This is a genomic window from Amycolatopsis sp. NBC_00345, assembly GCF_036116635.1.
Taxonomy (GTDB): domain Bacteria; phylum Actinomycetota; class Actinomycetes; order Mycobacteriales; family Pseudonocardiaceae; genus Amycolatopsis.
In genome coordinates this window covers 1853836-1864789 of sequence record NZ_CP107995.1, presented here as the reverse complement: position 1 = coordinate 1864789, position 10954 = coordinate 1853836, and the positions used below count along the sequence as shown (strand labels likewise).

Annotated in this window: 8 protein-coding genes; all 8 read right to left on the bottom strand. The window is 72.4% G+C overall.

Features of this window, described 5'->3' with window-relative positions; all coding sequences use genetic code 11:
- Positions 1-10: 10 nt before the first annotated feature.
- The 8 genes from OG943_RS08250 to OG943_RS08215 are packed head-to-tail and all read right to left on the bottom strand — an operon-like array spanning position 11 to position 10953.
- The gene (locus OG943_RS08250; protein ID WP_328609101.1) at positions 11-2143 is read right to left on the bottom strand and encodes a hypothetical protein; all 2133 of its coding nucleotides are present in this window, start codon (positions 2141-2143) and stop codon (positions 11-13) included.
- Positions 2140-5457 carry a putative baseplate assembly protein gene (locus tag OG943_RS08245; RefSeq protein WP_328609100.1) on the bottom strand — a complete coding sequence of 1106 codons (3318 nt, stop codon included), beginning with the start codon at positions 5455-5457 and terminating at the stop codon, positions 2140-2142. Before OG943_RS08245 ends, OG943_RS08250 begins: the two co-directional genes overlap by 4 nt.
- Complete coding sequence (locus OG943_RS08240) at positions 5454-8285, bottom strand: putative baseplate assembly protein (protein WP_328609099.1); 2832 nt, start codon at positions 8283-8285, stop codon at positions 5454-5456. The genes OG943_RS08245 and OG943_RS08240 overlap by 4 nt, the downstream gene beginning before the upstream one ends.
- Positions 8282-8641 carry a GPW/gp25 family protein gene (locus OG943_RS08235; RefSeq protein ID WP_328609098.1) on the bottom strand — a complete coding sequence of 120 codons (360 nt, stop codon included), beginning with the start codon at positions 8639-8641 and terminating at the stop codon, positions 8282-8284. The genes OG943_RS08240 and OG943_RS08235 overlap by 4 nt, the downstream gene beginning before the upstream one ends.
- Positions 8642-8646: 5 nt before the next feature.
- A complete protein-coding gene (locus OG943_RS08230) occupies positions 8647-8973 on the bottom strand; it encodes a hypothetical protein (RefSeq protein ID WP_328609097.1) in 327 nt (108 codons plus the stop codon).
- Positions 8974-8985: 12 nt separating this feature from the next.
- Complete coding sequence (locus tag OG943_RS08225; RefSeq protein ID WP_328609096.1) at positions 8986-9522, bottom strand: phage baseplate assembly protein V; 537 nt, start codon at positions 9520-9522, stop codon at positions 8986-8988.
- Positions 9519-10643, bottom strand: a complete 1125-nt coding sequence (locus OG943_RS08220; protein WP_328609095.1) for a hypothetical protein — start codon at positions 10641-10643, stop codon at positions 9519-9521. Before OG943_RS08220 ends, OG943_RS08225 begins: the two co-directional genes overlap by 4 nt.
- The gene (locus OG943_RS08215; protein WP_328609094.1) at positions 10636-10953 is read right to left on the bottom strand and encodes a LysM domain-containing protein; all 318 of its coding nucleotides are present in this window, start codon (positions 10951-10953) and stop codon (positions 10636-10638) included. The genes OG943_RS08220 and OG943_RS08215 overlap by 8 nt, the downstream gene beginning before the upstream one ends.
- Between the last annotated feature and the right edge of the window lies 1 nt (position 10954).

The window sequence follows — 10954 nt, the reverse complement described above, 5'->3', positions numbered from 1 at the left end:
ATCAGTGGGTTCAGGTGGCGAACAGGATTCCGGCGTCACTGCCCGCCGGGGTGTACTCATCGAGGCGCAGCCGGAGGTTGTCCTCGCGTTGCGGCTGGAACAGGTCGTGGAACGCGCCCATCTCGGAGCTGTCCTCGGCGCCGCGGCGGATCTCGTCGGGGCAATTCAGCGAGAGCTGCGCGTAACCCGGGGTGCCGTACCGGGTCGAGGTGAACCGCGGCACCACCCGGGCCGGATCGCCGGAATGCTCGGGCTCGCAGTGGAACCGTGGCGGGGTACGCGAGCCCGGCGGCAGCCAGCAGAACCGCACGCATCCCTCCTGCCGGCGGGCGATCCGCACCGGTCCATCCACAATGGAGTTCTCGATCAGTCCGGCGGCGTGCGCGAGCACCGCGCCGAACACGGTCGCGCGCCGGGCGTTGAACTCCGCGTAGGCCGGCGCCTCGCCCGGCCCGCATACCGCGGCGAGGCCGGCCCCGGCGGCGTCGAGAATGCTGTCCGACAGCCAGATCCGGTTGGGCTCACGGCGCACTTCGTCGGCGTTGACCAGGATCGTGCCGAGGATGCTGTGCTCCACCTGCAGGCACACCGGGGTGTCCACCAGCTCCACGCTGGCCTCCTCCTCGTGCCGGGGGCAGCAGTCCTCGTCGAGGTCCCAGCCCGGCACCAGGGTGCAGTGCCGCACCACGAACTGGCCGACCGGCCCGTCCACCCGGACGCTGCGCCCGGTGATCAGCAGCCCGTCGAACACCACCCGCGGCAACGGGTCGGCCGCCGCGCCCTGACCGGTTCCGACCAGCCGCAGCGCGTCCGGGCGGTTGCTCGACCAGTCCAGCAGCCGCAGCACCGGCCGCGTGCCCTTCGCCGCGCGCAGGGTCAGCCGGTCGCCGCGGTCCAGGGGTATTTCGAGCTGTTCCTGATACGCCCCGCTGTCGGTGAACTCGATCACCCCTTCCCGTAGAGCGGGGTCGGTTTCCTTGTCCCGCCGCCATTCCCCGACCGCGTCGGTGATCAGCGAGTGGTGGCCGGGCCCGACGTAGTAGACCTTCGGCGGGGCCGCCGGATCCACTGGACGGGGGTACTCCCCGCCGCCGATGTCCGCGGAAAACCCGTAGTGGTAGGAAACCCACACCCCATCGTCCGGCGCTTCCCTGGCGGCGAAGGCGATCCGGCCGAGCACCGGGTCGACGGCCACCTGGCCGCGGCCCGGCCGGTAGCGCCAGCCGGACAGGTCCGCGGGCACGATGTTCCCCAGTGGCACCGGTTTCCCGTCCCCGAGCTGGACACACAGGCTCTTGCCGGGGCCGTAGTAGGCGGCCGTCTGCTCGGCGAACGCGTGCCGCCGGATGAACGCCGGCACGTTCGTCTCGTCCGCGATGTGCGCCGGCGAGGGCTCCCGCTCCGGCGCGGTGATCAGCGGGGTGTCGTTGCCGAGGATGCTGAACGTGAAGTGGGTGCGGGCCCGGTCCTCGCAGTAGGCGGGCGCGGCAGTGATCGAATACGGCTTGAGCCGCCACACGTGCAGCCCGATCTCCGGGATGTTGTACCGGCCGGCCCCGTGCGGCGAGGTGATCCGCCGGACGTCGGCCGTGTGGGCCAGCTCGTCGAACGGCCCGTCGAGCCGGTCGAGCGCGCCGGCGCGGCGCAGGTCGGTGAGCCGGCCCCGCGACAGCCGCCGCCGGTCCGCCCGCGGGTCGCGGCCGTGCAGGCGGACCGCCTGCGTGACCCCGAGCAGCTGCCGGTATTCGACGGCGCGGGCCGGCCAGTCCGCGACGTCCGCCGCGAGCTGTTCCAGCAGGGCCAGCGTGCCCTTCCGGCGCCGGTTGCCGACGGTGTGCGCGACGTCGCGCCGCGACGCGAGCGCGGCGAGCAGCCGCTGGGCCGCCTCGGAGCCGGTGGCCAGCGCCTCGTCCGCGCCGGGCAGGATCCGGTACCCGACCAGGTCGCCGAGGTACGGCGCGACCCAGTCCTCGCAGGTCTCGACGAACCAGTCCTCGTACCGCGCGTCGAGGTCGGCGCCGATCAGGTCGGCCTGCTCGGTGATCACCCCGAGCAGGGCCTTGAGCGGGCCCTCGTTCTCCTCGTCGCGCCGGCGGTAGACCGACGGCAGCAGGTCGTAGAGCCGGTCCGCGTTGCGGGTCATGGGATCCTCACCAGGGTCAGTGCCTCCGGCACCCCGTCCGGGAGCACGGCGAGCTGGGCGGGACGGATGCCGCGGAACACCGTGAGCCGTTCGTGCGGCCGGAGCTCGGCCGAGGCCAGGCGCGGGTTCAGCCGGACCAGCTCGCCGAGGGTCAGGCCGTGCCGCAGCGCGATCGTGGACAGCGTGTCCCAGCCGTAGCCGTCGACGAAGCCGACCTCGTCGACGGCCTCGACGAACCGGGCGCCGGAGGCGGGCACACACGCCTTCGCCTCGGTGAGCCCGTCCACGATGGTGGCCAGGTCGATCGGCGTGACGTCGCCGGGGATCCCGTCGAACACGTCGATGTCGGCGTAGTCCACCCCCGGCACGGCCTGGATCGCCGCGAACACCTCGCTGAGGTACGCCGGTTCGCCGAGATCACGGCCGGCGAAGGAGAACCGGTCCAGCAGCGCCGCGCGGACGGCCGGCTCCACGAGGTCCCACGAGTAGTCGGGTTGCACCTTGACCCCGGCCCGCAGCACGAGCAGCACCTGGTCCCGGACCGCGACCCGGATGCCGGCGGCGGGGTCGCCGAAGGCCGCCAGCGCGGATTCCAGCGTGGTGAACAGCCCGGACGACGGATCGATCCGCGCGTCCCCGGTGGCCGCGATGGTGACGTGCACGACCCGCTGCCCGCCGGCGGACAGCTTCACCGCCGAGGCCTTGCCGATCCCGGCCCGGGCGCGGGTGAAGTCCTCGTAGTCGCGGACCGACAGCAGCCGGTCGAGGGCGAGCATCCGCAACGGGATGGTGCCCCGGGCGTCCGCCGGGCCGTCTCCGTCGGCTCCCCCGCCGGAGGCGAGCGGGTTGGTCACCGACCGCACGCCGGGCGCCCGGCCGGTCAGCTGGTTGATCTGCCCGGCGTCGACGTTGCCGCTGTGGCCCGCGCCGACCCGGTAGGCCGCGGTCACGTTCTCCACCCCGGCCGGCACGCGGGCGCCGTGCACGCCGTCGCCGAACCGGACCGAACGGGCCCCGTCCGTGGCGACGACCTCCTCGTAGTCGTGCCCGGCCGGGCCGGACCAGACCAGCCCGTCCGTCTCGTGCCAGCGCACGCCGGACACGCGGGTGGTGAGCGTGCTGTCCGCGCCGAGCGCGTTGGCGGACGGCAGGAACGTCAGCGGGTTGTCCGCGGTGATCTGCCGCAGCGGGAACGTCTGGCCGGCCGCGCCCGGATCGCCGCTGCCGAGCACCTCGGTGCGGGTCTCCCCCTGGTCGGCGGCCACGACGTTGCCGTAGAGCGTCACCGCGGTGCGGCGGTACTGGTACGACAGCGTGGTGGCCAGTGCCAGGTAGGTGCGCACCTGCGCGCCCGGCCGGTCCGGGTCCACCCGCTGCCGGATGCCGGCGACCATGGTCAGCTCGCTCGCCAGGATCCCGCTGGTGTGCGGGACGTCGGTGCGCTCGCCGGAAACCACCAGCCACCGGCCCGGCCGCAGCCCTTCGTAGAGCCGGCCCAGCTCGATCTCGTCCCCGCCGACGTCGAGGGTGATCGGGTCGCCGAGCGCGGTGAGCGATTCGCCCTGGGCCCACACGACGGTGCCCGCCGGCAGCGCGTTATTCAACGTCACGCGCACGGTCAGCACGGTGACCTGCTTGGTGCCCACCGGCTTCGGCGTGCCGGAGGCATCCTTCACCGTGATGTCGACCGACGCCTGGGCGGCCGACACGACCTGCACCGGGGACGACTCCAGAATGGGGGCTTCGGGGTCCGTGCCCGGGTCGAGCACGACCCAGCTGTCCCTGGCGATCCCGTCGTAGACGTTGTCCAGGTAGAGCACGGTGGTGCCGTCCGGGGCCGAGGTCCCCGCCGGAGTCTCGATCGTCACCGCCTTCAGCCGCAGCACCTGCAGGCCGGACAGCTGCGGCGGCGGCGCGATCCGCTGGTTCGCCCACGCCTTGTGCAGACTCGGCCCGAGCCGGGGGTCGGCCGCGATGAGCAGCTTCGGGTGCACGTCGGAGTCGGGCCGGAAGAGATCGTCCACTGTGGACTTGAGCTCGATCGCCCGGCGCGGCGGCCGCGACGGGTCCCGGCGCAGCCACGGCAGCACCGGCGTGAGCGCGATGAGCGCGGTAGCCCGGTCGCAGCAGCCCGGGCAGGGCTCGCCGCCGCACGGGATGTCCGCCATCGGCGCCCGGCCGTCCGCGCGGGCCAGGAACTCCTGCGGCGGGCAGAACAGATCGTGCGCGAGCTGCTTGAGGTACGCGGTCTCGTAGTCGGTTCCCCGCGTGGTCTCGAGGATCAGCTTCAGCAGGTCCGTAGCGGATACGACGACCTGCCGCACGGGGCCGTCGTACCAGTCCTGGACCGAGCAGCCGGCGTGCGCCCCGGCGATCGCCGCGTCCTCGGGCAGGTCCGTGCTCAGCTGCTGGGCGGTGCGCACCAGCTGGTACGGCACCACGGTCACGTCCGGCCGGGGATCGAGTTCCGCCAGATACGCCTGGGCGGTCGTCAGCAGTTCGGCCGAGTCGGCCGTCCACGGCGACGTGTGCTTCGCGTCCAAAGCCGTGCCGATCGCCTTGGCGAGGTCGACGATCGCCTGGTTCAGCTCGTTGAGGTCACCGTCCGGCACGGTCAGCGTGACCGTGGTCCGGCCGGCCGTGAAGTCCACAGTGGCCAGCTCGACGGTGCGGACCACCGGGTTGTGCGAGCCGAACAGGAACAGCAGCCGGTCCCCGGTCTTCAGGTTGGCCGAGGTGCCCTCGACGCCGATCTGCCGGATCCCCTGGGCGGAGTTCCCGTCCAGGTCCACCGGTTCGTTCTGCGCGACCTGCAGGGTGTTCCACTCCTCGCGGGCCGTCAGGTCGTCGATGGTCTCGAAGCTCTGCGGCAGCTGGTTCTGCCCGGGCACGCTCTTCGCGCCCGAGCCGGCCGGGATCACCGATTTCGTGCCGGGATCGAGCGTGAACGCGAGATGGGTGGTCGCGGAAAGCGCGGGCCGCGGCGTGTAGCCGACCAGCTTGCCGAGGTGTATCAAGGATTCCGGCTCGGCCGCGGTGCGCAGGTAGCCCTCGTTCGCGAGCCGCTCCTGGTAGAAGGTCAGCACGTCGCCGACCATCGCCCAGCAGTCCAGCAGCGCGATCGCCGGGTCGTCCGGCTCCCGCGTGGTCAGCCGCGCCAGGGCCGGCCGGCTCGCGATCCGGGCCAGCATCGTCTCCCGGAACTGGCTGTGCGTGCCGATCCGGGCCGACAGCGCGGGCAGCCCCGGCCGGTTGTATGTCGAAGCGGGGGTCATCGCGGCGGCCGGGGTGCCGCAGCCACACGAACAGCTCATCGCCCACCTGCCAGGTCGAGGGTGAGCAGCCCGTTCTCGGGCCGGCTCGGATCGTCGTCCAGTTGCGCCACTTCGAGTGGCCCGATCGGCAGCACGCCGGTGTCGAGCGCGGTGCCCGGCGGGCCGAACTGCCGCTGCAGCCGGGTCACCTCGGCGTGCCGGACGCCCGGTACCGCGGCCACCACGGCGACCACCTGGCTGACCCGGACCGGGGTGCCGAAGGTCAGGTTGTCCGGCGCGAAGAAGCCCGCCAGCGCCCGCCGCAGCGCCGCCCGCACGTGCCCGGCGAGGTAGTCGGACAGGACCTCGACGTGCAGCGCGAGGTCGAGCGGCACCAGCGTCGCACTCGACACGGCGAGGTCGTGGCCGATCCGGCGGTACGGGTAGAGCCCCACGCGGACCTCGTCGAGCAGCCAGTCCGGGGCGACCTCCGTGCCGAGCGGGTCCAGCCCGACCTGCGCCTCGTACCAGCTGCCGGTCCACCGCAAGTCGGCCGCGGCCCGTTGCACACCCGGGTCTTGCCCGGCGAGCGTCGCGTAGTCGTCCGCCGTGATCGCCCGCAGCAGCCGGTGCCGGGCCTCCTGCGGCGCCCGCGACCGGACCTCGGACACCGGTTCCGGATCGGCGCCTCCGGTGGCGGGCAACGGGTTGCGCACCACGCGGATGCCCGACAGGGAGGTCCGGCAGAGCACGACCCGGTTGATCGCCTCCCGGCCGACGTTGCCGGCCAGGCCGGTGCCGGCCCGCAACGACGCGGTCAGCGTGCCACCCAGCGGGTACTCGGCGCCGTTACGGCCGTCGCCGAACCGCAGCACCACCGCACCGGTGTCGGTGAGCTCGCCGACGAAGACGCGGTCGGCCGGGCCGCTGTCGAGCAGATCTCGTTGAGGCAGCCAGACTTCCCCGTCGCGATCGGTCACCGTGACGGCGGGGAGCGCGACCCGGGGATCCGGCTGCGTCGCCAGGCCGGCCGCACCACGGAAAGCCGCGCTGTGCTCGTCGAGCGCTTCGCCTTCTTCGACGCCCCAGCTCTGGCCGATCTCCCAGCCCTCGTTCGCCTCGGTGAGCACGTAGCCGGCGCGGGCCCGGCGGATCAGCCGATGCACCCGGGCCAGCTTGGCCTCCAGCAGGTCGTCGAATCGGGCGAGCAGGTACCGCAGCGCCCGCCGGGGGTGCCTGCGGAGTTCGAGCTTCGCCATCAGCTTGGCGCCGAACAGAGTCGTGACGAAGGCGATGTCCACATCGGACAGCGGCTCGCCGGCCCGCCACAGTCCGGTCAGCCGGGCGCGGACGCGATCGGGCAGCGCGACCAGCCACCGGGCCTGCGCGGCCGCGACATCGGCGGGCAGCGGGAACGGCGCGCTCTGCGTGACCGGCTGATGCTTCAGCGCCGGCCGGAACCGCACCGGCAACGGCGGATAACCCGGCCGCTGGGCCGGGCGGGCCTCGTCGGGACAGCCGAAGCCGACCGGGTCCGGGCAGCCCGGCTCGGTCCCCTCGGGCGGCGGCACGTCGTGCTGCTCGGGCGCACCGCCGCACCAGTCGATCCGGGCGCCGTGCTCGACCAGCACCACGTTGGCGCGCGCGACGCCGACCTCGTAGTCGGTGCAGTCCGCGCCGCCGCGCGCGTTGACGCACAACGGGAACGTCAGCGCGTCCTCGCGGGCCCAGGTGATTTCGAGCAACGGCTGGCAGTACAGCTCGTCGGTGGTCTCGGTGACCGACGTCAGCCGGACCGCCTGCCGGTGCGTGTGGTCGGCGTCCGCGGCCACCCCGCTCTTCACGCCGACCAGTTCCTCGAAGACCAGCACGTCCCCGGCGGTCAAGCACAGCCCACGATCGGTGTCGGCGAGAGTCGCCGAAGTAGCGCCCTTGGGCAGGAAGCAATCGTGGTCGCCCCAGGTCCACAGGGAAATCCGGTTGTGCGCGGGGCGCAGCAGCACGGGTTCTGCGTGCACCGGCTCGAACACCTCGTACTCCGGCAGGCCGGGCCGGTCGAGATCGCTCTGCTGCAGCACCGGGCCCTCGTCCGCGAGTACCCCGGCGGGCAGGGCGGCGAACCGGAACGCGCCTTGCGGCAGCGGCACCTCCTCGTCCGCTTCGAGGCACACCCAGGCCCGCGCGGAACACCCGTCGTGCACGAAGTAGTCCACGAGGCGGGCGTGCCGGCGGACGGACACTCGCAGGCGCGCGGTGTCCAGGTACGCCTCGGTCGCCACCGCGTCCTGCTGGTAGCTGAGCCGGTCGCCCTCGTAGGCGAGCAGTTCCACGAGCGCGATCCCGACGTCCGGCACGTGCCGTTCGGTCCAGGACGGCATGGTCAGGCTCAGCCGGTCCAGCATCAACTGGCGGAAGCTCGCGTAATCCTTGCTCAGGTAGTCGATTTCCGGGCCGGGCACAGCCGGTTGTGGACAGTCCTCGGCCGGCGCGCAGTCGAGGTCGCCGCAGGCGGTGAAGGTGAAGTCCGCGCAGGCGTACCGCGGGTCGAAGCCCGGGTACGGCCTGGTGCCCGGTTTGCCGTCCGGACCGGTTTCCACCACACACAGCCGATAAGTGGACAGGTCCCCGGCGCGGTCCACGGTCAGCCGCACGCCGTCCGCGAAATCCGGGTCGGCGCCCGTGCAGACCTCGGCCGAGACGACCTCGATCCCGGTGATCCGGCGGCCGCCGTCGATCCGGAAGTTCGCCGGGGCCAGTTCTTCCGGCGCCTGGCCGAAGAAGAGCACGGTGAGGGTGCGGCGGTCGTCGCTCACACTCACCGCGTCGATCCCGTTGCGCTCGCGCGCCCGTACTTCGGCGCGGCGGCGTTCGTCGGTGCAGTCGATCACGCTGCCGTCCCTTCGAGCACGTCTTGTCTGCGCTCACCGGTCGCGAGGAGCACGTACGCGATCTCGATCCGCAACGTGCTCTCCTCCGCGGTGACCACCAGCGAGTCCACTTTGATCAGGTCCCCGAGCCAGGTCAGCAGCGCGCCCTCCGCGGAGACCTGCAGCGCGGCGGCCAGCTCCGGGCTGTTCGGCTCGAAGACCAGGTCCAGCAGCCCCACGCCGAAGTCCGGGCGCATCACGCGCTCCCCCGGCGTGGTGAACAGCAGCTGCTCGATCAGGTCGAGCACGTGGTCGGCGTAGCCGGTGTCCGCGACCCGGCCGCGCGGTCCGATGTGGAACGGGAAATCGATGTCCACGGCGTTCACCTCCCGAAAACGTAGGGCTGCATCGCGATCACGACCGGCGGGCCGGGACTCTGCGAGCCGACGCACGTCCCGTCGCCCTGCCCGCCCGGCTTCGACTGCACCAGCACCGGCGTGCCGTACCCCAGCTCGGTGGAGTTGTTGTTCCACTGCACGCTGACACACGGCGGGACGGCGGTGCAGCCGACGATGGTCAGCTGGTCCTTCGTGGTCAGCACCGGCATCCCCGCCACCAGCGCCGGCGGCGGGCCGGCCGGCACCGGCGTCACCGCGCCCTGGTGCGGGCAGGTCATCGTCATCCCACTGTGCAGCACGAAGCCCGGCATCGGATCCCCCCTCTACTTCGGAATGATGAACGTGCCGTTGTTGATGACGACCGAGGTGCCGGTCAGCCGGATCGAGGCCAGCCCGGGGCCGCAGGACAGCTCGATCCCGGTCTCGTTCATCTTGATGTACGGGCCGGCCGGCCCCTGGATCTGCAGCTGGATCCCGCCGGTCGGCCCGGGCTGCTCGGTGATCAGCAGGTAGTTCTGCGGCAGCGCGCCCACCGCCGGCTGCGGCGTGCCGAGCACGATCTGCGGCACGCCGGGCAGGATGGTGTTCGCGGCCGGCGACCCTTCCTGGCGCACGTCCCGGCGGAAGCCGGTCCACACCGCCCGGCCGAGGTCGCCGTCCTGGAACTCGACCCACACACCCGAGTTGATCAGCGGCACCACGTTCATGCTCGGCGCCGCGGTGCTGCCGCTGGCCCAGACCGGCTCGTCGCCGAGCACGTCCCCGATCCGGACCAGCAGCCGGCCGAGGCCGAGCGGGTCCACATTGGACACGACCACGCCCTGATAGGTGCCGTCGAACCGGCCGTCCTCGCGGGTCATAGGTCCACCTTCTGGGGCGGGAAGGGGACGAAGGCGTCCCGGGTCAGGCTGAAGCTCTGGGTGTACTCACCGCGCTTGATCTCGTGCGTCACGCGCGTCACGTAGTACTTGCCGTCGTAGTTGAGCCCCGCTCCGCGCACGCCGACCAGGCCGCGGGCCTTGAGCACGTGGCCGTACCGCAGCACGTCGAGCTTGCCCTGCCCGGTGACCGCGTCCGCGGCCGCCGCGGTCCGGCTCAGCCCTTTCAGGAGCACCTCCATCGCGGTGAGGCCGGCCAGGTTCGGCAGCGGCTCCTCCTTCAGCGCCATCGCGGGCCGCGACGCCAGCGGCGGGTGCAGCATCGAGACGTTCGGCACCCCGATGGAGATGCCGATCTTCGTGGTCGGCTCCTCCTCCCGGATGGTGAACTGGGTCCGGGCCATCCCGTCGAAGCCGAACGACAGCGATTCCACGTTCGTCGCCGGGCCGGAGTCCACGGTGAGCGCCGGCTGCGGCAGCCCGGCCCGCACCTCCGGGCCCCAGTAGGCGACGCTCATCCCGGGCAGCGGCCCCGGTTCGAGGTAGAACACGTAGCCGGCGTCCCGCGCGAGTGCCCTGAGGTAGGCCAGATCGGTGCTCGACTGCGCCCGGTACTTGTCCTGCGGCAGGTACGGCTCGACGAACTTCGGCAGGACCGGCGCCGGGATGATGCCGTACATCGCGTACGCCGCCAGAACCCTCAGCACCTGGATCTGGAGCCCCTGGGCCGGGTAGGTCCGCTGCTCGTGGCGCAGGTCCATCAGCGCGGTCAGGTCTTCGCCGGTCACCGTCAGTGTGCCGGAGCCCGGCGCGTCGCCCGGGCTCAGCTCGTGCCGGGTGATCACCCCGTCCATCAGCACCTCGGGCGAGCCGCCGATGATCGCGACGACGACCACCCGGGCCGGCGGGTCGAGCAGCCCGAACGGCAGCAGCGTCTGCGTGATCACGGAGTTCTTGCTCACCGCGAAGGTCAGCTGGAAGCCGCTGGGCCCGCCGGCCGCGGAGGTGACCTGCACCGACTGCAGCGCGTCCACCAGTGTCTGCGGCACCGGCGCGGCCACCACCCGGCCGATCATCAGCAGCAGCTGGAAACTCTTAGCCACGGTTCGTCCCTCCCGAAGGGACACCGGGCGGCAGGGTGACGCGCAGCCGGCGGCCCGGCTCCGCGGTCAGCTCGTCCGGGTCCATCGCGCGGTTCGCGTCGGCGATCCGCCAGGACTGCTCCGCGTCGCCGAACACCTGGCCCGCGATCTGGTCCAGCCGCTGCCCAGGCGCCACGACGTGCTCGCCGATCTGCGCCAGGTCTTCGGGCTGCGGCAGCAGGCGGCGGCTCACATAACGGACCTCGCGCCCGTCCGGCAGCTCGTGGACCTCGGTGGGCAGGCCGTAGTAGCGGCTGGTGGTGGAAAACATC

Bases quoted from the DNA above. Each gene is read 5' to 3' on its own strand.
- OG943_RS08215 (WP_328609094.1), bottom strand. From the start codon at position 10,953: ATGTTTTCCACCACCAGCCGCTACTACGGCCTGCCCACCGAGGTCCAC.
- OG943_RS08250 (WP_328609101.1), bottom strand. From the start codon at position 2,143: ATGACCCGCAACGCGGACCGGCTCTACGACCTGCTGCCGTCGGTCTAC.
- OG943_RS08225 (WP_328609096.1), bottom strand. From the start codon at position 9,522: ATGACCCGCGAGGACGGCCGGTTCGACGGCACCTATCAGGGCGTGGTC.
- OG943_RS08230 (WP_328609097.1), bottom strand. From the start codon at position 8,973: ATGCCGGGCTTCGTGCTGCACAGTGGGATGACGATGACCTGCCCGCAC.
- OG943_RS08245 (WP_328609100.1), bottom strand. From the start codon at position 5,457: ATGAGCTGTTCGTGTGGCTGCGGCACCCCGGCCGCCGCGATGACCCCC.